The sequence below is a fragment of the Bacillus sp. FJAT-53060 genome, from assembly GCF_037104745.1.
GTDB lineage: Bacteria > Bacillota > Bacilli > Bacillales > Bacillaceae > Bacillus > Bacillus stratosphericus_B.
Genome location: NZ_JBAWSW010000037.1, coordinates 1 through 23591, shown reverse-complemented (window position 1 = coordinate 23591; position 23591 = coordinate 1). Strand labels below are relative to the sequence as shown.

The following is a 23591-nucleotide window of genomic DNA, read 5'->3' as shown; positions in this document are numbered from 1 at the left end:
AAAGCCACTACTTCTAATTGATTTCTTCTCTCTTCTTCACGTTTCGATAACATGTTCATCCCCCGCAGAATTGTGTTATTACCCTTATTATACAAAAAAGCTTGTAGACTTTGTCTACAAGCTGAAAGAAGGTAATTGAATACCTTCTTTTTTTATTTCACAGCAACCACAACTACATCATTCACTTTCCACTTGTCTCCATAGTCAATTAACTGCGTTTTAACGGTCATTTCAACTGTACTGCTTCTTCCATTGAAGTACGTCTTAACTGTCACAACATTCATAAACTCTACTTCATTTTTCTTGTTCTCATGCTTGTAACTATCGGATGATATTAAACGGTTACTTATTTCCTTTTCTGCAATTCGTTTTGAGCCGTAAAATTGTTCCTGTGCTGTTCGTGGCAAGTTAATGCCTGCTAGTCGATATGTATACATAACCAATCCCGAACAGTCAAAGCCCGTTTTTGGGTCAGCGCCTGCCCAAACATACGCCCATCCTTTATACTTTAGCGCTTCATCCATTATTTTTTTGAAGTTCCCTTTATAATTTGTATCTCCTGTCAAATAACGTCGTACATGTGGCACATATTCTGGGTCACCATAACTGCTCCAACCCTGCCGTTGTGCTTGATAACGGCTATATTCATGGGCTAATTCAAGTGTGTATTTCCCTCCTCTTTGTTGAATCCAATCAACAAAATAACTACCAAAATTATAGGCTTGTAGCGTTAGATCAATATCGCCTTTTGCCTTGTCATATACCCTTTTAAAATGCTCCATTCCTTTTTTTATGCTTAGGTCTGGGTCTGTGATCGTATTAGGTGGTAAGCCTGCCGATTCGCTTGACTGCATGACATCTAACAAACGTCCACCCGACTCTTGCATAATGAGCGCAAGTACAACATCAACTAGTTTTTCTAAGCCGTGTATCTTACAATATTTTTCTACTATCGGTCTAAACCGTTCCACATCTGGGCTAATTAAAGCCGTCCCTCCACCACCGCCAGAAGCTGTTTCAGTTTCTTCCATTCCTCCAATCATGAAAATAGGAAGCGTGAACAAAATGACAAAAAGAAAAAGCAGACTAGCGAGAAATAATTTCTTCATGATCTGCTTTACCTTCCATTTCATTTTGTAAACGGCTTGTTGATTGAACGACTTCAAATTGTGGCGTTCGAACAGCTTCCTTCTTTACTTCATTACTTGCCGTAGGAAATGGCTTGCTATCAAATAAATTCTTACTCTCTTGGCTAGTTTGTGCAGACTTTAAGTCCGTACTGTCTGTATGCTTCGTTACATTCTGCGACTTCATTAAGTCTGAAATGGATTGTACATTTCTCCCTTCAACACTTTTTTCACTTTCTATCGGCTTCTGTGACTGCGTTAAATCTGAAACAGCTTGTACGTTCTTTTCTTCAACAGCAACTGTTCTAATTGGTTCATTTAATTCATTTGTTTCTTGTTCCACTTCATTTCTTAACTGCTCAACGGTTGCCATTCGTGGTTCAGTTGCTTCCACTTGTTAAATAGGTTCGACATTCTCTATGGTGCTAGAGGATAGATTATCTCCACTTTGATTTTCTAACTGCGCAACAGTTATAATTGGCGCTTCTTCATTTGGTACATTTGAATAATTTTCTACATCATTTTCACTTTGCATTGTACGGTTTTTTCGGTTCAATTGAATCGGCTTTTGATAAACATTTTCCCCCTCATTTAATGGTTGTGTTGCTTTATCTGTAGGATTCACTTGACTAATTTCATTCACTTTCAGTGCATTTGCTTGTACTTCTTCCATGACCAAACGGCTATTGCTTCGACCTTCTGCATAACTGCCTTGTTCAATAGGGCTTGTCCCTTCATCTTGTTGCATTGGTTGCCCCATTTCCCGACCATCTGCCATACGTTGCTCTTTTCGTTGTTCTGCACGTTGCTTCATTTCAGATATTCCAGACATCGCCCCCGCCGTTGCACCTGTTGGACCACCAGTGGCAAACCCTACCGCCGTTTTTGCAACAGCTTGTACCGAATCTTTCACACGTTCTGTTGGTTCTTTTATTAAATGATCGTAGGCTTTGCCCAACACATTACCATCAACACTTGTTACTTTTCCTGCACTAATAAGTTTGATTAAACTATTACGATACTTGATCATGCAGAATATGCCTACCGCCTGTACTAATCCATTAAGTAGGTACATCCCTGTACCACTCACAGGGATTAATACATTCACAATATCTATAATGAGGAAAACGAAAAGCACGATAAACGCAACAAATGCCTTACATAAAAACATTGTAATGAGTCTTCCCAGTACAACCCACGCCACGTTCGCAAACCTTGGAATAAAACTTAATATAAAAGAAAACGGTAAAAGTACCGCAAGACCTAATACAAGTAATTCAATCGCAAAGTTGACAAAGGCTATTAAGAAAATAGGAACGGAAATAATTGCCGTCATGAATATTGAAACCGCAGCTATTCCAATTTGATTCGGACTGTTTCCTTTCGTCATATTATAATTTTCTATATCGTCCGTTTCTTCTTCTATATAATCCTGTTTTGCTTTTAATCCTTTATCACTCATTTTAAATTGAAGCATTTCATTAATTCGATCTGGATTGCTTCTTACAATTGCCTTTTCATCAACTGTGCCATAGTTCATCAATAAGTACGGCTTTTCAATAAATAAGTCTTTGTTTTGTGTAAGGGAAGTATATTAGTTAAATGATGTATAAATTAAGTTAACTTTTAAGAGTATGTTTATTTCACTAGTCTAACTTATCTCCAGTGAATAATTAATGTTAAGTATAACTTTAGGTAGTTTATAACTTTTTTTGCATATATGAGTTATTATATTGTATGGTTGTATTTATCTTGTCCGAAGGAGCTGTCGTGTTGGGATCTAGGGTTGAGTTAATTGATTGTTTACGTGGTTTTAGTTTATTAGGTATTTTGATCGTGAATATGCTTAATTTTCAATATGATTATGATTTTGAGAAAATGTTTGATTCGAGTTTGTGGGGGCAGGAATTCGGGGTATATGTGACGGAGATTTTGTTTCAGGGGTCGTTTTATCCGATTTTCTCCTTTTTGTTTGGATATTCTTTTGTCAAGCTGATTGAATCCACGCAGGCAAAGGGACTGAATACGAATGCCATCATCATTCGCCGAGGATTTGGTCTCATTGTGCTTGGTATGCTGCATTACATATTTATTTGGAATGGCGACATTCTTCTTTATTATGGAGCTTGTACATTTTTCTTGATGATGTTTATGAGCAGCCAGATCAAAACAATGCTGATTTGGTCGGGTATTTTAGGTGCTTTATCTTTAGTGGTTTTGCCGTATCTAATGAATATTATCTATGGAAATGAAGATTTATTAACGAATGTATATGCGACAGGTACATATGGGGATATTTTGATGAGCCGGATTACGATTGAAGACGATATGATGATTGTCACCATAATGATGGCCATTGTAACCCTTACTCTGATGCCAATTTTAGGTCTTCTCTTTGGTCCTATCATGATCGGTCCATTTGCACTGCTTGGCATGGCAATTGCTAAAAAAGGGCATCTGACAGAAGAAGATCGAGGAATGACTTATCGTAAAGGCTGGGTATGGATGATTTTGATCGGGGTGGCGTTAAAATGTGTGACGTTCATTGATGCTCCTTGGAGTGAAATGGTGAAAACGTTAGGTGCGTATGTACTGACGATCGGCTATATTCAAGCCTTTATTGTGTTTTACTATTCAAAGGCAGCCCAAGGTCTAAAGCGTCTGCTTGCGGGACTTGGGCGATTGTCTTTATCGAACTATTTAGCGCAATCCATTATTTGCACCACGATTTTCTATTCTTATGGACTTGGTTTATTTGGACAGATGGGCTCAATGTTTGGACTGCTGCTCGCTGTTGGGCTTTACACAGCACAGCTGTTCATCAGCTATCTCTATTTGAAAAAGTGGAGAAGAGGTCCTATGGAATGGCTCATGGGAAGATGGGTATATTGGAGATAAATCGATTTGTAGGAGGACCACATAGCTGAAGAGCTGTGTGGTTTTTTTAGTTGAATTTCATTAAAAAATGGCTCAGGATCTTGATTTGCAAGTGAAGAAAGACTTTGTCACAGGGTTTATTGGGGAAAATGGTGCCGGTAAGTTGATCACCATCAAAATGACCATGAACTTGTTAAAACCGGATGCGGGTGAGGTAAAGATTTTTGATTTACATTGGAGCGATTTTCACCCTTCGATTCAGTATATCAATATAAAACAATTTAATTCCCTTTCATATCAGAATATTTTGTTAATAGTGTTTTCCTCAAAAAAACAATTGTTTTTTAATAGTAGATTTATTATGATAATATACAACGAAAGGTTGATGATTCTTAATTAGAATGAAAATTCTGACTTTTTTATTTTCAATGTTATTTGTTGATGAGGGGGAAGAAAAGTGGCTCAAAAGGAATTAAAGAGAGGGTTAAGTGCTCGTCATATTCAAATGATTGCACTTGGCGGCACAATTGGTGTTGGCTTATTTATGGGGTCAGCTAAGGCCATTCAATGGACAGGGCCATCGGTTCTTTTGGCTTACGCAGTGTGTGGAATTTTTATCTTTTTTATTATGCGTGCGATGGGAGAAATGTTATACCTTGAACCGAGTACGGGATCGTTTGCTACATTTGGACATCAATATATTCATCCGCTTGCAGGGTATATAACTGCTTGGAGTAACTGGTTCCAGTGGGTCATTGTCGGGATGTCTGAAATTATTGCTGTAGGGGCTTATATGAAATATTGGTTCCCGGAATTACCGGCGTGGATTCCAGGATTAATCGCTATGATCATTTTAGGTGCGGCCAATTTGATTTCGGTTAAGTCGTTCGGTGAGTTCGAATTTTGGTTTGCCATGATCAAGATTGTGACAATTATTTTAATGATCGTTGCGGGTTTAGGCATTATTTTCTTTGGATTTGGAAATGGTGGAACAGCGATTGGTTTGTCTAACCTTTGGGCACATGGCGGGTTCTTTACAGGTGGATTTAGTGGCTTTTTATTTGCATTGTCGCTTGTCATTGCTGCCTATCAAGGGGTAGAGCTGATTGGGATTACAGCAGGTGAGGCGCAAAATCCGCAAAAGACGTTGACAAGTGCAATTAAAAGTATCATCTGGCGTATTTTGATTTTCTATATCGGTGCGATCTTTGTCATTGTGACCGTGTATCCTTGGGATCAGCTAAATACCCTTGGAAGTCCTTTTGTGGCGACGTTTGCGAAAATTGGGATTACAGCGGCTGCTGGTATCATTAACTTTGTTGTGATTACAGCAGCGATGTCCGGCTGTAATAGTGGTATTTTCAGTGCGGGACGTATGCTTTATACATTAGGTGTGAATGGACAGGCACCGGCTTTCTTTACAAAAATTTCAAAGAATGGTGTGCCGTATTTTGGTACAATCGCTGTGCTTGTTGGTTTGGCGGTTGGGGTTGTCTTAAATTATGTTTCTCCCCCAAATATTTTCGTCTATGTGTATAGTGCGAGTGTCCTTCCTGGTATGGTGCCTTGGTTTGTGATTTTAATTAGTCATATCGGCTTCAGAAAGGCAAAGGGTGTAGTGCTTGACAAGCATCCGTTTAAATTGCCATTAGCTCCATTTTCTAATTATGTCACAATTGGTTTCTTACTGATGGTTCTTGTGTTTATGTTCATTAATCAGGATACGCGCATTTCTCTTATTGTGGGAATTGTGTTCTTGGCTTTAGTGGCGCTTAGCTTTTTTGTATTTGGGATTGGAAAGCGGGAGCCTATTCAAACAGCATCGACTAATCAAACAGTGAAATAATAGAAAGCCTTGCGGTCCGGCCGCAAGGCTTTTGTTGTTTACATCCAAGCTTTTACACGCTGAAAGACGTCTGGAAAGTTGGTGAACAGGCCGGTGACACCGTATTGCAGTAGACGTGTCATGTCTGCTTCGCTGTTGACCGTATATGGATGAAGGAGGAGCCCGTGGCTTCTTACCTGCTGCACATTCTCAGGTGTTAATGCTCTAAAATTCGGTCCGACACCCACCGCGTAAGATTTGATCATGTCGAGCTGATTGTCTGTGATGTTCGTCATTTGGGTTCTGTCTAATAGCTGTACTTTCGGAAGGTGAGGGGCTAGTTTCTGTAGTTTTAACAGACTCTCTTGACTAAAGGATTGGATGATAACCTGCCCTTTTCTAGCATGTTTACCGAGAAGGTGATGTTTTTTTAAGGTGGCCAATAATTTTTTTTCCATTTGCGGATAAAGGTCTGGTTTTTTTGTTTCAATATAATAATTCTCTCGTTTGCCGAAATAGCGTAACACCTCATCTAATGTGAGTACTCGCTGACCAATATAGTTGGCATTTTGTCTGTCAGGATAAGCTTGGTTAAACCATGCGCCGGCATCGAGCTGTTTGATTTCCGCAAGTGTGAGATCTTTGACCCAGCCTGTTCCGTTTGTGGTTCTGTCAACGGTCTCATCATGCATGACGATGAGATGTCCATCCTTTGTCATTTGAAGGTCGAGTTCAAGGTAATCCGCATTCATCTTTGTGGCGAGCCGGTAGGAAGCCAGGGTATGCTCTGGTGCATACCCTGATGCTCCGCGATGTGCAACGTTTAGAATACGATCTGGAGATAAAAGATTTTCATGTGCCGATATGGTGGTCGGCACCGCCACAACAGACAGTAAAGCAAAAGAGAGTAACACGAAAGCAAGTAATCTACTTTTATTCATATTTTTTCCTCCTTCTACGGTAACTTCCTTTATCATAAGGAATAGATGTAAAGGGAATGTTGAGCGGATATGAATCTTTTATGTGATTTTCATTAAGCTTGCTCTACACGCTTTCCTGTATTCCATGTCATGGCAAGGAAGACAATCGCAAGCACACAAGAACCAACCAGTAAAATGAAGCCTCCTGTCCAGTCATAGTGATCCACTACTACGCCCATCATCGCATTGGCAAAGGCAGATCCGCCAATATATCCAAAAAAGCCTGTGAGCCCGGCAGCAGTACCAGCAGCTTTTTTAGGAGCGAGATCAATCGCTTGAAGTCCAATCAGCATGACAGGCCCGTAAATCAAAAAGCCGATGCTGATGAGGGCAATGTTATCAATCATTGGATTGCCAGCAGGGTTTAACCAGTAAACGAGAACTGCAATTAAAACACCAACCATAAAGATTACGCCTGCTGGTGCACGGCGGCTTCTAAAGAAGCGGTCACTGATCCATCCACACAATAATGTACCGGGAATGCCTGCATATTCATACAGAAAATAAGACCAGCGTGAATGCTCTGGTGAGAACCCCTTTGCCTCCGTTAAATAAGTAGGTGCCCAGTCTACGACACCGTAACGAACGAAGTACACAAAGACGTTGGCAATGGCGATATACCAAAGGAATTTATTGTTGAGTACATATTTAAATAAGATCTCTTTCACTTTTAATTCTTTTTCTTGATCTTCATATGTTTGAGCCGGATAGTCGTTTCGATATTCTTCGATTGGCGGAAGACCAGCGGATTGCGGGGTGTCCCGAACGAGAAGAATGATCACGAAGGAGACGATAATGGCAATGATGGCAGGGAAGAAAAAGATACTTTTCCAAGTCGCAAACAGCACAATACCTAATGTGATGAGTGGTGCAAGGATACCCCCGCCAATATTGTGGGCGACGTTCCAAATGGACATTTTCGTTCCCCGTTCACTGATTGAAAACCAATGCGCCATTGTACGTCCGCATGGTGGCCAGCCCATTCCTTGAAACCATCCGTTTAAAAACATGAATAAAAACATGATCCATACACTGGATGTCACCCATGGAAATGAAACAAATAGGATATTGATAAGGGCTGATAGAAAAAGGCCGGTTGCTAAAAAGTATCTTGGGTTACAGCGATCTGATATTATGCCCATGATAAATTTACTAAAGCCATAAGCGATGGAGACAGCCGCTAGCACAAAGCCTAGTTCACTTTTGGTGAATCCTTCTTCCTGTAAATAAGGGATGGCAAAGGCAAAATTTTTGCGTAACAAATAATAGCCCGCATACCCGATAAATATACCTAAAAAGACTTGCAGCCGCAGCCGTTTATAGGTCTCGTCTGTTTTGGCATCATCGAGCCTGTCGATATGCGGAGCGGGTTTAAACCATTTAAACATAAAGATCCTCCTCTTGTAGATGTCCGATTGACTAAAAAAAGTCTTAGATCTGCCTTCGATCTTGTACTTTTTCAGAGACAAAAGAATTGATAACGCCTTCTTTTGTAATCCCATCATATCGGATGGAGGAGAGGTTTATAATGAGGCTTTTGTCATAATTTCGGAAAAAACTTCATCAAGTGACGAAAAAAATCCGCACAATGGCGGATTTTTTCATAGGCGGTTAAGTGGACACATCAATTTTCGCAGATTTCTTTAGTTTTTCAATTTCTTTTTGTATTTCTTTCTGCTTTTCTTGAGATTCTAGCTGTTTTTTGATTTGTGATTTCACATCTTTGTATTCTGGTGCTTTTTGCTTTTGTTTTTTTATTTGTTCGGCGTATTGATCATAGTACGCTTTGACGTCTTTTTCAGAGATAGACGCTGTTTTGATTTCTTTTTCGACATATTGGCTGTATTTGATGCTGTCGGCAATTTCACCTTTTAGCAGATCTATTGTGAGTCCGCTCTTTTTGAGTGCTTCTTCGAATTGAGCGTTGTCTTTAAATTGTTTCTTTTCTTCTTTTAGCTGCTTATCTACTTGCTTGTCAGAGGCTTTGAAGCCTTTCTTCTCAGCATCTTGCAGGATGAGCTCTTGACCTACAAGTGCTTCAATGGTTTGTTTTTTGACTTCTTGTGCTCCTTCTTTAGATGTTGGGTCTTGCCCTGTTTGCTGAAACTGCCCTTGAATGGTGGATAATGCGCTATTGTATTCACTGCCTGTGATTTTGTCTTTGTTGACGGTCGCAACGACCTTTTGATCGTCAATTTTTTGTGCGTCTAACTTCTTTTGCATGTCTTCCATTTGCTTTAGCTGCTCTTTTTGGTCTGCCTGCTTTGCTGAATCGTTTTGCTTATCCTGTTTGGCATCGTTTGATGAGCAGGCTGCCAGCCCCACAGATAACAGACAAGCGATGAGTGTATATGATACCTTTTTCATCATTTTCTCTCCCTTCGGTATGAGAACATCTAGAGTGCATTCTAACCGTTTTAGATGAAAAATAAAACCATACAGACGATTTGTTATCGGATTGACATTTTTTTCTACTTGTCCTCATTTTGTCTTCTCGCAGTCATCATATGACAAAGTCAATCGTGGAATAATTGTTCCATCGCCTCGTCGATATGAGTGATCGGCTGGCGGCAGCTGTAGTTTTCACAAATATACACAGTCGTCTTGCCGCCGATTGTTTTGTAATCTTTTGCAAATGGTGCGAGCTGTGTCAGGTCATTTCCTGTTTCGGCGGTCAATATACCAAAAGGCATGAAACGTTTCTGAAGTGCTTTTAAAAGCTGCTCTTTGCGAGGGTCGACGTTTTTCCCGAAAATAATGATTTCTCGTTTCGCTGCGTATTGACTCAGTAGCCCCTGCAGAAACGCTGTGTGTCCGCTTGGGTAGGAAGAGATATCGACATAAAAGGCTTTAAACATCTGTTCCAAGGACTTCAGCCAGTCCTGACGTCCAGTCATTCTGCTTAGTTTAAGAAGCTGATGCAGTGCGGTGCTGTTACCAGAAGGCATGGCACCATCGTACACTTCTTTTTCTCGAACGATGAGCGCTTCTGCATCTGCCCTGAGAAGAAAAAGCCCCCTTTTTCCTTGTCCCAAAACAGCTCAAACATGTTCTCAGCAATGGCTGTGGCTTTTTCCAGCCATTCTAATTCAAAGGTCGCTTCGTATAAAGATATATACGCTTTTAGCATATGAGACGTAATCCTCGATAAAGCCGAGATGCTTCACGTCTCCTTCTCTGTAGCGGACCATGAGCCGATCATGTTGGACGAGGTGTGTTTCTAGAAAAGACATCGCCTGTTTCGCCATACGGATAGCTTCCTCTGCATCAAACACCCTTCCTGCTTTGGCGAGAGCTGAGATCATCAGCGCGTTCCAGGATGTGAGCACCTTGTCATCGACAAGTAATGCGGGTCGCTGCTGTCTGACAGATTGTAACATGTGACGGGCAGATTGCAGCTTGGACTGAAGGGTTTTGTCGTCGATCGAAAAAGAAGCTTTGATGTCATCAAATGAAGTTGAAATCGTATGAGGGATGTTCTGCCCTTCAAAATTCCCCTCTTCTGTAATGTGATAGACTTCGCAAAATAAAGCGCCAAGGTCATCGCCTAAATGGGTCATCACCTCATCTTTTGACCAGACGTAAAACTGCCCTTCTTTCCCTTCAGAATCTGCATCTATCGCTGAATAAAAGGAGCCGCCCGGATTCATCATATCTCGTTTAATAAATTGGATAAGGTGGTGGACAAGCTTTTCATACTCAGGCTGTTGAGTGAGCTGATACGCTTCTGTGTATGCTTCCATCAGCAAGGCGTTATCATACAGCATCTTTTCGAAATGCGGCACAAGCCATTTTTCATCCGTCGAATAACGAGAAAAGCCTGAACCAATATGGTCATATATACCGCCATTTGCCATGCCATCTAACGTTTTCGTGACCGCATATAACGCATTCTCCTGCCCAGTCCATTCGTAATAGCGCATAAGAAATGAGAGCATATGAGGTGCAGGAAATTTCGGTGCGGAGCCGAATCCGCCATATAGCGTATCGAAGCTGCTCATGAGCTGGTAATAGGCTTTATGTACGGACTCTTGAGACAGCATGTTTTCTGTCTGACCTGCTGCTTTGATCCGCAGGTTATTTGTCGCCTTCTCTGCCAATGATTCAATATGATCTCGGTCGTTATGGTACGCATCCAGCAATTGCGTCAGTGCCTCGATGAAGCCTGGACGGCCGTAAGCACTTCTCTTCGGAAAATAAGTCCCCGCATAAAAAGGCTTTTGATCAGGCGTGACAAACACGTTGAGCGGCCAGCCGCCTTGTCCCGTCATCATCTGACAAACAGACATATACATAGAATCAATATCGGGACGCTCTTCACGATCGACTTTAATCGAAATGAAATGCTCGTTTAAGATGTCGGCGACTTGTTGGTCTTCGAAGCTTTCATGGGCCATGACGTGGCACCAGTGGCAAGTTCCTTTGGCTATCCATACCCAATCGATACAAAAACAGGTTTGTTTTCGCGTTTCGCTTTTTCAAATGCTTCTTGTCCCCAAGGGAACCAATTCACAGGGTTATGAGCATGTTGAAGTAAATATGGAGACTTCTCAACGATTAATCTATTGGGTTTATTGTTAGTGGGCATGGGATCACCTTCTTTCAATACTTTGTTAAATTTATCATATCCTAAAGTAACACAGTGATGTATATAATATTCAGGTTTTCTTCCCACACAACAAGATTCTATACACCAAATAAAAACTGTAATAGTTTAAATTTGTTTTATTGACTTAAAGTTAAAAATCGATCATAATAACCCTATGAAAGTTAAATATTTTTTTAACTCTATTGGAGGGTTATTCAATTGTATACTATAAGTAAAAATAAAGTTAGATTACATATGAAAAAACATGGGATTTCAACTCAAAAACAATTAGCAGAGCAGCTAGGAATTAGTAAAAATCAGCTTTCCATGCTGTTGTCACCTAATTTCAATCCTATAAAGTCAAACGCATTAAAATTATGTGAAATATTAGATGTGAATTTTGAAGAAATTATTGATTCTGAACAAATGGAGTTATCACTAGATGGAACGGATAATTTAATAGATTCTAATATAGATGAGGAAATAAATGTTTCAAGTTTTGAAGGTAATGAGTTTTTAGATATAAGAGATATTAAAGCTAATAAAGATTATTCAGTAGTAGAACTTTTTGCTGGAGCTGGTGGGTTAGCATTAGGACTAGAACAAGCTGGATTTAAATCTGGAGGTCTTGTTGAGTTTGATAAATATGCTTGTCAGACTTTGAGAAAAAATAGACCTCATTGGAATGTTATTGAGAAGGATATCATTGATGTTGCTGAAGAAGGGATTAAAAACTTTGTAAATGTTCCAATTGGAGAATTAGACTTATTATCAGGAGGTTATCCTTGTCAAGCATTTAGTTATGCAGGAAAGAAAATGGGATTATCAGATGCGAGAGGTACAATGTTTTATTACTATGCCCAAGTTTTAAAACAGTTACTTCCGAAAATGTTCTTAGCTGAAAATGTAAGAGGGTTAGTTAATCATGATAATGGTCGAACATTAGCTCTTATGTTAAAAGTATTCTCAGATATTGGTTACACAGTAAAATGGAAAGTTTTAAGAGCATTAGATTATGATGTAGCACAGAAGAGGGAAAGAATAGTATTAGTTGGTATTAGAAATGATTTAGTAGAGAAATACGAGGCGAATTATTTCTTCCCTCAACCTTATGGATATGAGCTTACATTAAAGGATGTTCTAAAAAATGTTCCAGAATCTGAGGGAGCAAAATATCCAGAATCGAAAAAAAGAGTTTTAGATCTCGTCCCTCCTGGTGGCTACTGGAGAGATCTTCCTGACGAAATAGCGAAAGAATACATGGGAAAAAGTTATTACTCAGGTGGTGGAAGAACGGGGATGGCTAGAAGATTATCTTGGGATGAGCCTTCTCTGACTTTAACTTGCTCTCCAGCACAAAAGCAAACAGAAAGGTGTCATCCAGATGAAACCAGACCATTTACAGTAAAAGAATATGCTAGAATACAAAGTTTCCCTGACTCATGGAATTTTGATTGTTCAACAAACAATGCTTATAAGCAAATTGGGAATGCCGTTCCAGTAAATATGGCTAAAGCTATTGGTTTATCTATAGTTAGCACACTAAACAGCTAACATGAGCATTCTGCTTTTTCTGTGGAAATTAACAGGGATGAAAACTATACATCCCTGTTTTCATTACTATTCTTCCAAAGACTCTTGTTCTTTTAATTCCTCTTCTATTTGTTTGGCTAGACTATCAATTACTTCTTCTATATGTTTTGATCCATCAAACTCTGATGCAATTTCTCCTATTGCATCAGTTAATCGCTTATAGAAGTTTTCTTCACCTGTAAGTCTATACCAAAATTCAGCACCTACAATTACTGGATATTCTTCTTTGATTTTTTTGTAGTGACCACTTAATTTATCATCGGAACCATAAAAAACACCTACAACAAGGTCATTAAATCCAATACTCAAATTATTTGTTCGAGCAAGATTTTTGATCCCTAAAAAGTGATTTTTAATAGTTGGAACATCGTCAGCATTAATTGTGTTGGGACCAGCCTTTATTTGACAGTACTTTCTATTGCCGTCTAACTTATCAATGAATTCAATATCAATTCCAGATGTAGTTGAGGCGAAACCATCCAAGACTTCACTACAGAATTTCTGCAACTTGTTTCCAAATGTTGTGTTTAAAGATGTGCCTAATACTCTTGGATAAACTAATGCTCTTGCAATGTTTTTCGGATCATCATTCCCTGCTAAAAAGTTAGCTCTGTACTTATCTAAAAATGGATTCAGTGATAAATGTTTCAATTCTTTCAACTTTAAAGTGTTCGCAAGATGACTTTTTGCTATTTCGTTTCTAAAAAAATCTTTTGCTTTCTCAATAATATCATCTGGATGTTGTGTATTCATTATTCTCCCCCTTTTCTCTTTGACACTTCTATTATAGGGTCTTTTGCACTATCTGTAAAATTAACCAATTATGTATCATTCTGTTCAAATAATTATTTTAATATTTGGTATGTAAATGGAGAATCAAGATTTGAAAGTTTGACGAAGGAAAAAGATGTGCTAGCTGCGTTTTAAATTAAAAATTAAATCTAGTGGTGTCTGATATGACACCAGTGACAAGTGGCGTAACCGATGCTGACAAGGACTGGTTTATTTTCACGTTTAGTTTATCGAAGGCTTCTTGCCCCCAAGGGTACCAGTTTACTGGGTTGTGAGCATGCTGAAGGAGGTATGGTGATTTTTCAGTGATGAGTGGGTTGGGTGTTTGGTCGTTTGGCATGGGTCACCTTCTTTCGTGTAATATTTTACTGTGTATTTTTCCTTTAGTGAGAATTCGTTTTTTTTGTAAAAAAAATCCTCTTAAAGTAGAAGAGGACAAAAGGACGTATTTTTTTGATTGGAATAGTATATGTTACTTGAAGTAATCAATTTCCACAATGAATTTCTCAACTGATACTCCATCGCTCCCAATCATATGAAGTTTAGGAGTTTTTAAATTTCCCTCACCATTATTTCCGAATGTAAAGGTGACTGTACCATTTAAATATTGATGAGGATTTATATCTTTAATTCTTTTCCCTGTCTTATTAATAAAGTCTATGGTCTGGGTTTCTTCCTCTCCCCTCATCATTCTATAAAATTCAGGATGTAGGGGGAGTTTATCGTTTGTTTTATTTTTTAATGTAAATGGTATGCGGTATTCAGTTATTTTATTTCTCATTTCATCAATGGTATTAATTTTCTTAGCTTTTTTAAACGTATGACTTATTTTTAGAAATTCAAATGTTTCATTTGTCGTAAGGTTTTTTTCTGTTACTTTATAGTTGGAGTATTCACTATTCACTTGTTGATAGCGGAACATGCTGATTAAGATAAAAATTATAGTCATCACTGAAATTACTATTACTTTTTTTCTCATTTTTCTTTATCCCTATCAACAATCGTTTCTTTTATAATTTCACCAGATTCAATATCATAAATCGTATCTGAAACCTTTTGAAGAGTTTCTTTATCATGGCTAGCGATCAAAATTGTTTTACCTTCATTTTTTAATGTTACGAGTAATTGATGTACTATTTCGACTGCTTTCTCATCTAAAGCATTAGTAGGTTCATCTAAAATGAGCAAATCCGGTTTTTCCATAATTGCTTGAGCTATTCCCAAACGTTGTTTCATCCCAAGAGAATACTTTTTAAACTTTCTTTTGTCATTTGGATCAAGCCCTACACGAGAAATCACAGCAGAAATTTCGTTATCGTTAATTTTATTCTGAATCATAGAGAGTAATTTTAGGTTAGCAAAACCAGTATATTCTGGGATAAAACCAGGATACTCTATTAATATTCCAACATTTTCGGGAAATGAGATGTCTCTGTGTAATTGTTTCCCACCTACAGTTACTTTTCCATCACTTGGTTTTACTAATCCGGATAATACACGAAACAACATTGTTTTTCCGGATCCATTAGGTCCACGAAAACCATAAATATTCCCCTTTTTTAATGATAAGTTAATATTCTTAAGGACGTGGTTTTTTTTAATAAATTTGTTTAATGCCTTAATTTTAATGTATTCTTCTGACATGAGTTTCACCTCGATTAACATTCTTTTTCATGATCATTGCCGTATTCATTTAAAAAATCTTGTTTGATAAAAATTTTATATGCTAGAAAAGTAAAAAGTAATCCAAAACCACTAAATAAATAAATCATTCTAGAAAATAAACCTGGTATAAGCCAAGATGTCATTTCTAATGACAGTGAGTCATTAATGAAAGAAAAACCAAAATAAGTATTAAGCATTTTATCAAGAATGACAGCAGATGAAATGATAATAAAGCTGTATATATAATTTTTACTTAACAAATAGCAAACCACAACAAATAATCCGATTAGATAGAATACTAATAAACTTGTAATCAGATATCTAATCAACATTATATTAGATGAAAAGTATTCATCTAAAGGTAGTTGATCGCCATATATTAAGTACGGAGCTCCTTTTGTAGATAGCCAAACGTTGTCCCACCTTCCTGACAAGAATCCACCCAGAAGGAATCCACTGATTAGGTATATCAGAGTGAATATTAGACAAATCCAAAAGACACGTAATAATAACGATAAAAATACTCTTTCTCTTTTTTGATAACGAACAAAACGAGAAGAGTCAAAAAAAGGTAACAATCCAAATGAAAAAAACATTAGAAAAAGAGGTAATACAGGAAAAACAAATGTATAGGAAGAGAAAAATAAATTTAAAGATTGTGGTATTCCCATTATTCCTTGTTGCGGTATACTTTCTTTGACTAAATATAAAATACAAAGCAAATAACAAAAAAACCAGATGAATAATCGCACTTTATAACGGTATATATCGATTAAAACGATATGGAGTTCTTTAACGAATAACATTCTTTTTAACCCCTAGAATGTATAATGAAAAACTTAACATAAATCCGAAAAACAAGTGTAAAACAAGACTTGCTAGACTCACACCATCAGTAGCCTGTTGTTGCAAAAAGCTCGTTGATATCATTTCCTGATGCCCTATCGTTGAAAGCACCATGTTTATGACATATAAACTTGCAAAAGGTGTAAGTAGAACGACAAATGATTTTTTAATAAACATTCCAAATCCCAAAGCTATACTTGCGAACATACCAGAGAAAATACCAATCAACATCACATATAAAATCATATGAACAAAGGGATGTGAATAATATAGATCTGGTAAGAAAGTATTATCAGAGGCCAAAGGCATCTCATTGTTAATCGCTCTATCTGGTTTTATATTTGGAAGTCTCATGAAAGACAAATAGATATTTAATAATAGAGGAAAGACAGCTGTGGTCACACCAGCTAAAAAGTTTATGAGAAACAAGCTAAAGAAATATTGTTTTTGTTTTCCTCTAATAATTAAAAAGCGAATAAAACCAGTTGATCGATCTCTTGAGTACAGATCTGAAAATGGAAGTGTTGCTAAAATTGGTAATAAGAACATGTAAAGTGCTGGATAATCTGATATTCCACCAATCCCCATCCATTTTGTATAAGGGGTAAAAGAGATTCCTCCAGTAAGTTCTAAATGTTCTTTGAGTGGCATTTCTTCTGTCCAAAAATAAGCAATCGCTAAAATTGCACCAATGGCTAATGATATGTAAAAAGATGGGCGCTTTATTAATCGTAATATAAGCAAATAAAACATGTATCTCTCCATTTCGTTTTATTTAAAAATAAATATAGAAGCGACTCAGTTAATTCTGAGTCGCTGTGTCACATAGTTGTCTTCTTTTGAATTTAAAGAGTCTACATAGAATTAAGGGCTATTTGGATCGTAATCAGGACTCCATTTGCCATAAGCATGACCAGCTGCATTCTTCTTAGCACCTATCGTAACATTTGGTGTTCCTATTCCTAAGAATGTTTTTTCAACAGCCAAATTATACAAGAGTTTTTTTCCAACATAATTCTTCTTAATTGTATAATAGTGGCCACCTGAAACATCCTTTCCTTTAGATCTGGCCCAAGCTTCATATGAAGTATTATTCTTTGTACTATACATATAATAGTAAGATTTAGTATATTTTGTTCTAGATGTTGTCTCGTCATATGGATTTCCTTTTAGAAATCTAAAATTATAATTAGTATCTTTATAGTTTGCAGTTGGTTCTCCTGCATAGACATGGACAATTCCTATAGTAGAAAAGGTTACTCCTAGTATTAAAATTAGGGTAATGATTATTTTATTTTTCAACGGTCTTCTCCTCACTGTTTACTTACAACAAAATATTTATCTGCGACACCTATGCAATCATTATCTTTATTTAGCCAAATCATCCTCAACGCTATTTTTGCTTTCTGACCTTTGAATGTTGGTAAATTAATTAAATATTCGTGATCAGCATCTGGGCTAGTATAAGGTTGCTCCCATTGATGAGTAACTCCTCTATCATCTTTCAATTTTCCCAAGATTTTTGATGGGGGAGGTTCTTTTTGACTAAAGGTCATCGCTAATTCATAATTTTTAGGAAGTGGCCCAACTTCGAGGTCCTCTCCTTTGAAAACATTCTCAATTGCGACATCATTATTCTTAATTTGACCTTGATAATAACGGTCCTCTTTCAGATTTTCCCAAAATATAACTTTAAAAAGACTTTGCTTTTGTTCAGTTTCAAAATAGAACATTTTAGAATCATTCTTTGTGCTATTATCCAAATCTTTTATACTTACAGAAGGATCTGGAGCTCTGTCTTTAATTGTGTTATTAAAATTACTTGATTGACAAGCACTAATCAAAGATATGATTATTAAGATTAGAAAAACTGTAAATAACTTTTTCACTTTTTTCTCCACTAAACCCATATTTGTACCGGTACGTGAAGATTATACAATAAAATAAAGAAGAATACACCTTTTTTGCATTTTTTTAACTTAAACGTTATGTTATGCTATGTTCTAGTTAGTTGATAAGAGAGGGTTTTATACATGATTGGTTTATTATTACTTTTTAAAAGAGATGTGATTCTTGGGTTTCATAGAACTGCAAAGATATTTATCATTATATTTATTCTAGGGTTGTTTAATTTTCTATACTACCTTTATTTTCTGCATATTAGTTTATCCAAAAGTAATGTTGCGTTTTGGGATGTTATTGGTAAAACCTTTGCGGGAGTTCCCTTTGAACTTGTCCAACAACAAACAATTGAATTTCCTTTTGGATGGATTATATTTCAATTAAGTGGTGCAATATTGGTCAATACTTTTATAAAAGAAGATCTATTTGCCCATAGTGCCTTTATTAGAGTTAGAACAAAGTCAATATTTAAATTGTGGGTAAGCAAACTATTATTTTGTTGTACTGCAATATTGTTCTTTTACATATTAATATTTTCCCTAACCTGGGTTGTATGGAAATTAAGTGGAGGTACAGTAAATAACTTGACAGATTACGGCGAAAGTATTTTAAGATATTCCTCATTCCAATTCTCTTATAGTCAAATTATTGTTTATTCAATTCTCTTAAATATAGCTGGGACATTTCTTTTCACTTTTATCTTTGCTTTATTATCATTAATTGTTAAAACAATTTATAGTTTCATAGTTTGTATCTGTATTTTATTTCTTTCAATTTTCTCAGATAACCCAATGCTACTTGGGAATGAATTTATGCTGATTAGGCATCCTATGTTTGGTTTATCTCCAGTTGTCTCAATTAGTATTACACTAATTATAGTACCTATTCTCTGTATTGTTTTTTCGATAGTTGGAGGAATTTATCTATCTAAGTATGATTTAATAAGTGATACGGAAATGGAATGAGATTGTATAAAAATATCTTATCCTATAGATTTGAAATCTACATTTACCCGTTTTAAGGAGGAATAAAGTACTTAAAAATGAGGAGCTGCTGTGACATTTCAGCAGCTTTTTTATACTGAATCATCATGTTTGACTAAATACCTCTTAGGGTATACTATCTGTTCATAGAAAGAATAGAAAGGAGTGTTTGTACGTGGAATATAATCAGCAGATGAAGAATCGTCTTCGCCGAATTGAAGGGCAGATCAAAGGTGTCCTTGCGATGATGGAGCAGGGAAAGGATTGCCGCGAGGTGGTGACGCAGCTGTCTGCATCACGCAATGCCATTGATCGGGCAATGGGTGTGATTGTGAGTACAAATCTTGAGCAATGTGTCCGTGAAAGTCTTGAACAAGGCAAGGATACGGAGGGTCTTGTGAAAGAAGCGGTTGAACTATTGGTGAAAAGCCGGTAAGAAATTCCTCAGCCTTTGGAGGTTGACGAATTTTTCTACTTGTTATAATATACCCTTACCGGTATTTGTATATTTTTTGTTTTCGATATACCCCCATGGGTATTTTAGATAAGGAGGAGCATAATGGAAGAACAGAAGAAACGGACGACGATTGTTTTATTTAGTGGAGATTATGATAAAGCGATGGCCGCTTATATTATTGCAAATGGCGCAGCAGCTTATGATCATGAGGTCACTATTTTTCATACTTTTTGGGGGCTGAATGCCTTGCGTAAGGAAGAGATGGTGCCATTGAAGAAGGGATTTTTAGAAAAAATGTTTGGCAAAATGATGCCGCGCAGTGCTGATCGAATGGGGCTGTCAAAAATGAATTTTGCAGGAATGGGACCGAAGATGATTAAGCACGTCATCAAAAAGCATAATGCCATGACCTTGCCGCAGCTCATTGATATGGCAAAGGAACAGGAGATTAATCTCGTAGCATGTACAATGACGATGGATCTTTTAGGGCTGCAGGAGAATGAATTATTAGCTGACATTCAATATGCCGGTGTTGCTTCATATTTAGCAGAGGCTGAAATCGGGAATGTGAATTTATTTATTTAGTGGGGTGATAACACATGATTCAAACGCTTTTGTTCATCATCGTCATCGGTTTGCTTGTGAGTCATTTTCTTCCCGTCCGGGGTGTGAAACAAATCAAAGCAGCCGATATGGAAGCTAAACGGGCATTGTATAGATCAGCAACTGATTGATGTTCGATCTCCCGTCGAATTTCAAACCAACCATATCAAAGGATTTCGAAACATCCCCTTACCTCAGTTAAAAGAACAACAAGCACATCAGCTTGCGAAGGAAAAAGAGGTCTATGTGATATGCCAAAGCGGGATGAGAAGTATGCAGGCAGCCAACATATTAAAGAAACAGGGATTTACCCATATGACGAATATCAAGGGTGGCATGGATGCTTGGCAATCAAAGGCATACTAAGTTCAAAAATATACCCCCACCCCTATAAAAAGGAGGAAATACAATGCAGCAACCAACAGTAATTCTAGATGCAAAAGGATTGGCATGTCCATTGCCTATTGTAAAAACGAAAAAACAAATGAATGAGCTTTTGCCAGGTGATGTGCTTGAAGTGCAAGCAACCGATAAAAGTTCTACAGCAGATTTAGCGGCTTGGTCAAAAAGCGCCGGTCATGAATTTTTAGGAACAAAAGTAGAAGGACAGGTGCTTCATCATTTGATCCGTAAGGGCGGAGCGAAACAGGAGGAGGAACAGTCAATGATTTCGGAGATGTCTTTGAACATGTTTCAACAGAAGGTAAAAGAAAATCGGTCTTTGTTTATTTTAGATGTACGAGAGCCGGATGAATACGGAGCGGGCCATATTCCAGGAGCTGTTCACATCCCTCTTGGCGAGGTGGAACAACGTGCTGAAGAATTGAACCGGGAGACGCTCATTTACCTCATCTGTCATTCAGGCAGAAGAAGTGAATTAGCCGCACAAAAGTTAAAAGAAAAAGGATTTCATCAATTGATCAATGTAGTGCCAGGCATGAACAGCTGGACAGGAGAGATTGAAAAATCAGGAGCTGAATGAAACCATGACTGTAAAAGCAATGACAGCAGAACAGTTAACAAAAAAGATCATCAACAAAGAGCCCCTCTTTTTGTTGGATGTACGAAACGAATCAGATGTACAGGACTGGAAGATTGAAGGGAAAGCCGTTGAATATGTCAATGTACCTTACTTTGAGCTTCTCGATGGCGTAGAAGGTATTTTAAAGAAAGTACCAATTGGTCGAGAAATGCTAGTTGTTTGTGCCAAAGAGGGCTCTTCTATCATGGTGGCGAAGATGCTGTCAGAGGCGGGCAGGACTGTCCATTATTTGCAAGGCGGCATGAAGGCATGGAGTGAGCATGTAGAGCCAGTGAAGGTTGGTGATTTGATTGAAGGTGGAGAGTTGTATCAATTTGTACGGATGGGCAAGGGATGTCTGTCCTATATGATCATGTCGAATGGGGAAGCTGCAATTGTAGATGCAGCTAGAATGACGGATGTCTATATCAATTTTGTTAAAATGCATGGTGTCACCGTGACGCATGTACTTGATACCCACCTTCATGCGGATCATATATCAGGTGGTAAGAAGCTGGCTGATCAGTCTGGAGCGCTCTACTGGCTGCCGCCAAAGGATGCTGAAGAAGTGACGTTCCATTACAATCGTCTGGAGGAAGGGCAGAGAATCACCATTGGAGAGACCACCATTGGCATTCGTCCCTTATACTCGCCAGGTCATACAATTGGTTCAACCTCATTTATCGTTGACGATCAATATCTTCTTACAGGCGATATTCTATTCGTTGATTCCATCGGAAGACCTGATCTAGCTGGAATGGCGGAGGATTGGGTAGGTGATTTAAGAGAAACGCTGTATGAGCGGTATACCGCGCTTTCGAAAGAATTAATCGTTCTGCCTGCACACTTCATGACCATGGAAGAGGTCAATGAAGACGGGAGCGTTTGGCAGGAACTAGGTGCGCTATTTAAAGACAATCATGGGCTGAACATTGAGGATGAAGACGTGTTTAGACGGATGGTCACGCAGGATCTGCCTGCACAGCCAAATGCCTATCAGGACATTCGGCAAACCAATATGGGCAAGCTGAATCCAGATGATGAAGAGCAGCGAGAAATGGAAATTGGCCCAAACCGTTGTGCGATTCGATCATGTTTAATAAAATAAAGAGGAGAGGGACGATCAGATGACATCAGATCACATATTAGACGTAACAGGGCTTGCATGCCCAATGCCGATTATTCGAACAAAGAAAAAAATGAATGACTTAACGGAAGGTCAAGTATTAGAAATACATGCAACAGATAAAGGAGCTAAAGCTGATTTGGCGGCATGGGCTAAGTCAAGTGGACATGAATTGATCACACAGACAGATGAAGGACATGTACTGAAGTTCTGGGTGAGAAAAGGGTCCTAAAGGAGGAAGGGGTATCTATGACAGAGCCCCTTTTCCTTTTGCAAAGGAGGAGACCAGTGGATTTTGCGTTTTTGATTACACTATTTATCATCGGATGTGTTGGTTCTTTCTTATCAGGAATGGTAGGGATTGGAGGATCTGTGATCAACTATCCCATGCTACTTTACATTCCGCCTCTTGTCGGTGTGATGACGTTATCAGCACACGAGGTATCGGGGATTAGTGCTATTCAAGTGCTCTTTTCGACGCTTGGTGGTGTACTGGCGTATCGGAAAAGCGGATTTTTACATCGTTCATTGATTTTATATATGGGGAGCAGTATATTGGCGGGAAGCTTAATGGGAAGCTATTTATCCCACTTCGTTCCAGAGAAAGGGATGAATTTCGTCTATGGATTACTCGCGATTGTAGCTGTCATCCTCATGCTGTTTCCGAAAAAAGGACAGCGTGCAGACGTAGAGGGTGAAGTGACCTTTCATAAAGGGCTGGCAGTGGGCATTGCCTTTGTGATTGGCAGTGTGTCAGGCGTGTTAGGCGCTGGCGGAGCATTTATTTTGGTGCCGGTCATGCTATCTATTTTAAAAATTCCTGTACGGATGACCATTGCGTCGTCGCTTGCCATTACATTTCTTTCTGCAATTGGTGCATCTGCTGGAAAGATAATGACAGGGCAAGTGATGCTCGTTCCTTCTATTGTGTTAATGGTAGCAAGTTTGGCAGCTGCTCCGATTGGTGCCAAGGTCGGCCAGAAAATCAATGCCGTCTACTTGCAATGGGTACTGGCCGTGATGATTACAGCGACAGCGATCAAAATTTGGCTGGATTTATGATAAAGAAAAAGACCAACTGAGTGGTCTTATCCCTGTCAAGTAGACAATTATAAAAAGCCTAACCTGCCAGTGTGTGACGGTATTCTACCGGAGCACACTGGTTTAATTTTTTCTGGAATCGATCGTGATTATAGAATTGAATGT

At 38.2% G+C, this 23591-nt stretch carries 27 protein-coding genes and 3 pseudogenes; 12 read left to right on the top strand and 18 right to left on the bottom strand.

Going from position 1 to position 23591, the window contains the following annotated elements; all coding sequences use genetic code 11:
• Positions 1-152 precede the first annotated feature (152 nt).
• From WAX46_RS12655 to WAX46_RS12645, 3 genes are read right to left on the bottom strand one after another with little or no spacing between them, the layout of a single operon-like run.
• The gene (locus WAX46_RS12655) at positions 153-1109 is read right to left on the bottom strand and encodes a bifunctional lytic transglycosylase/C40 family peptidase (RefSeq protein ID WP_336494145.1); all 957 of its coding nucleotides are present in this window, start codon (positions 1107-1109) and stop codon (positions 153-155) included.
• Entirely contained in the window at positions 1087-1500 is a 414-nt protein-coding gene (locus WAX46_RS12650) for a hypothetical protein (protein ID WP_336494144.1), read from the bottom strand. The genes WAX46_RS12655 and WAX46_RS12650 overlap by 23 nt, the downstream gene beginning before the upstream one ends.
• A gap of 24 nt (positions 1501-1524) precedes the next feature.
• Entirely contained in the window at positions 1525-2688 is a 1164-nt protein-coding gene (locus WAX46_RS12645; protein WP_442895673.1) for a CD3337/EF1877 family mobilome membrane protein, read from the bottom strand.
• A gap of 209 nt (positions 2689-2897) precedes the next feature.
• On the opposite strand from WAX46_RS12645, the gene WAX46_RS12640 reads away from it, so the two are divergent.
• The 3 genes and pseudogenes from WAX46_RS12640 (at position 2898) to WAX46_RS12630 (ending at position 5850) form a co-directional block, all read left to right on the top strand.
• The gene (locus WAX46_RS12640; RefSeq protein WP_336494142.1) at positions 2898-4025 is read left to right on the top strand and encodes a DUF418 domain-containing protein; all 1128 of its coding nucleotides are present in this window, start codon (positions 2898-2900) and stop codon (positions 4023-4025) included.
• 67 nt (positions 4026-4092) lie between these two features.
• Positions 4093-4237 (top strand): annotated as a pseudogene (locus WAX46_RS12635) (ATP-binding cassette domain-containing protein); the annotation flags it as partial.
• 224 nt (positions 4238-4461) lie between these two features.
• On the top strand, positions 4462-5850 hold the full coding sequence (locus tag WAX46_RS12630; protein ID WP_336494141.1) for an amino acid permease: 1389 nt from the start codon (positions 4462-4464) through the stop codon (positions 5848-5850).
• 38 nt (positions 5851-5888) lie between these two features.
• On the opposite strand, the gene WAX46_RS12625 is transcribed toward WAX46_RS12630, so the two are convergent.
• The 6 genes from WAX46_RS12625 to WAX46_RS12600 all read right to left on the bottom strand — a co-directional run bounded on the left by WAX46_RS12625 (position 5889) and on the right by WAX46_RS12600 (position 11397).
• Positions 5889-6770, bottom strand: a complete 882-nt coding sequence (locus tag WAX46_RS12625) for a glycerophosphodiester phosphodiesterase (protein WP_226568365.1) — start codon at positions 6768-6770, stop codon at positions 5889-5891.
• Between the two features lie 92 nt (positions 6771-6862).
• Positions 6863-8197, bottom strand: a complete 1335-nt coding sequence (gene glpT / locus WAX46_RS12620) for a glycerol-3-phosphate transporter (RefSeq protein WP_226568363.1) — start codon at positions 8195-8197, stop codon at positions 6863-6865.
• A gap of 223 nt (positions 8198-8420) precedes the next feature.
• Positions 8421-9176 carry a SurA N-terminal domain-containing protein gene (locus tag WAX46_RS12615; protein WP_226568361.1) on the bottom strand — a complete coding sequence of 252 codons (756 nt, stop codon included), beginning with the start codon at positions 9174-9176 and terminating at the stop codon, positions 8421-8423.
• A 149-nt stretch (positions 9177-9325) separates the two neighbouring features.
• The gene (locus tag WAX46_RS12610) at positions 9326-9844 is read right to left on the bottom strand and encodes a hypothetical protein (protein ID WP_336494140.1); all 519 of its coding nucleotides are present in this window, start codon (positions 9842-9844) and stop codon (positions 9326-9328) included.
• Positions 9845-9898: 54 nt separating this feature from the next.
• Positions 9899-11206: a thioredoxin domain-containing protein gene (locus WAX46_RS12605; protein WP_336494139.1), complete on the bottom strand. Its 1308-nt coding sequence runs from the start codon at positions 11204-11206 to the stop codon at positions 9899-9901.
• A 29-nt stretch (positions 11207-11235) separates the two neighbouring features.
• Positions 11236-11397: a DUF255 domain-containing protein gene (locus WAX46_RS12600; RefSeq protein WP_336494138.1), complete on the bottom strand. Its 162-nt coding sequence runs from the start codon at positions 11395-11397 to the stop codon at positions 11236-11238.
• A gap of 255 nt (positions 11398-11652) precedes the next feature.
• On the opposite strand from WAX46_RS12600, the gene dcm reads away from it, so the two are divergent.
• A complete protein-coding gene (gene dcm / locus WAX46_RS12595) occupies positions 11653-12951 on the top strand; it encodes a DNA (cytosine-5-)-methyltransferase (protein WP_442895672.1) in 1299 nt (432 codons plus the stop codon).
• 66 nt (positions 12952-13017) lie between these two features.
• Here dcm and WAX46_RS12590 read toward each other — a convergent pair whose 3' ends face one another.
• The 8 genes and pseudogenes from WAX46_RS12590 to WAX46_RS12555 form a co-directional block, all read right to left on the bottom strand.
• Positions 13018-13743, bottom strand: coding sequence for a PmeII family type II restriction endonuclease (locus tag WAX46_RS12590; RefSeq protein WP_059374494.1), 726 nt, complete (start codon positions 13741-13743; stop codon positions 13018-13020).
• Between the two features lie 191 nt (positions 13744-13934).
• Positions 13935-14122, bottom strand: a pseudogene (locus tag WAX46_RS12585) (DUF255 domain-containing protein); the annotation flags it as partial.
• A 132-nt stretch (positions 14123-14254) separates the two neighbouring features.
• Positions 14255-14761 carry a hypothetical protein gene (locus WAX46_RS12580; protein WP_336494136.1) on the bottom strand — a complete coding sequence of 169 codons (507 nt, stop codon included), beginning with the start codon at positions 14759-14761 and terminating at the stop codon, positions 14255-14257.
• Entirely contained in the window at positions 14758-15426 is a 669-nt protein-coding gene (locus WAX46_RS12575; RefSeq protein ID WP_336494135.1) for an ATP-binding cassette domain-containing protein, read from the bottom strand. Before WAX46_RS12575 ends, WAX46_RS12580 begins: the two co-directional genes overlap by 4 nt.
• 14 nt (positions 15427-15440) lie before the next feature.
• Positions 15441-16253, bottom strand: a complete 813-nt coding sequence (locus WAX46_RS12570) for a hypothetical protein (RefSeq protein ID WP_336494134.1) — start codon at positions 16251-16253, stop codon at positions 15441-15443.
• Positions 16240-17046 (bottom strand): hypothetical protein, encoded by an 807-nt coding sequence (locus tag WAX46_RS12565; RefSeq protein ID WP_336494133.1) that lies wholly within the window; start codon positions 17044-17046, stop codon positions 16240-16242. Before WAX46_RS12565 ends, WAX46_RS12570 begins: the two co-directional genes overlap by 14 nt.
• 111 nt (positions 17047-17157) lie before the next feature.
• Positions 17158-17595: a hypothetical protein gene (locus tag WAX46_RS12560; protein WP_336494132.1), complete on the bottom strand. Its 438-nt coding sequence runs from the start codon at positions 17593-17595 to the stop codon at positions 17158-17160.
• Between the two features lie 11 nt (positions 17596-17606).
• Positions 17607-18182: a hypothetical protein gene (locus tag WAX46_RS12555; protein ID WP_336494131.1), complete on the bottom strand. Its 576-nt coding sequence runs from the start codon at positions 18180-18182 to the stop codon at positions 17607-17609.
• Between the two features lie 144 nt (positions 18183-18326).
• Here WAX46_RS12555 and WAX46_RS12550 point away from each other — a divergent pair, with 144 nt between their 5' ends.
• From WAX46_RS12550 to WAX46_RS12515, 8 genes and pseudogenes are all read left to right on the top strand, one after another.
• A complete protein-coding gene (locus tag WAX46_RS12550) occupies positions 18327-19160 on the top strand; it encodes a hypothetical protein (RefSeq protein ID WP_336494130.1) in 834 nt (277 codons plus the stop codon).
• Between the two features lie 193 nt (positions 19161-19353).
• Positions 19354-19614 carry a metal-sensitive transcriptional regulator gene (locus WAX46_RS12545; RefSeq protein WP_003217059.1) on the top strand — a complete coding sequence of 87 codons (261 nt, stop codon included), beginning with the start codon at positions 19354-19356 and terminating at the stop codon, positions 19612-19614.
• A 123-nt stretch (positions 19615-19737) separates the two neighbouring features.
• A complete protein-coding gene (locus WAX46_RS12540; RefSeq protein ID WP_336494129.1) occupies positions 19738-20220 on the top strand; it encodes a DsrE/DsrF/DrsH-like family protein in 483 nt (160 codons plus the stop codon).
• 14 nt (positions 20221-20234) lie between these two features.
• Positions 20235-20604, top strand: a pseudogene (locus WAX46_RS12535) (rhodanese-like domain-containing protein).
• Positions 20605-20647: 43 nt separating this feature from the next.
• Positions 20648-21220: a sulfurtransferase TusA family protein gene (locus WAX46_RS12530; protein WP_336494128.1), complete on the top strand. Its 573-nt coding sequence runs from the start codon at positions 20648-20650 to the stop codon at positions 21218-21220.
• 4 nt (positions 21221-21224) lie between these two features.
• Entirely contained in the window at positions 21225-22367 is a 1143-nt protein-coding gene (locus WAX46_RS12525) for an MBL fold metallo-hydrolase (RefSeq protein WP_336494127.1), read from the top strand.
• 19 nt (positions 22368-22386) lie between these two features.
• On the top strand, positions 22387-22617 hold the full coding sequence (locus tag WAX46_RS12520) for a sulfurtransferase TusA family protein (protein WP_226568349.1): 231 nt from the start codon (positions 22387-22389) through the stop codon (positions 22615-22617).
• 56 nt (positions 22618-22673) lie between these two features.
• Complete coding sequence (locus WAX46_RS12515) at positions 22674-23447, top strand: sulfite exporter TauE/SafE family protein (protein WP_226568347.1); 774 nt, start codon at positions 22674-22676, stop codon at positions 23445-23447.
• Positions 23448-23505: 58 nt separating this feature from the next.
• Here WAX46_RS12515 and WAX46_RS15925 read toward each other — a convergent pair whose 3' ends face one another.
• Entirely contained in the window at positions 23506-23589 is an 84-nt protein-coding gene (locus WAX46_RS15925; protein WP_426853288.1) for an IS3 family transposase, read from the bottom strand.
• Positions 23590-23591 lie beyond the last annotated feature (2 nt).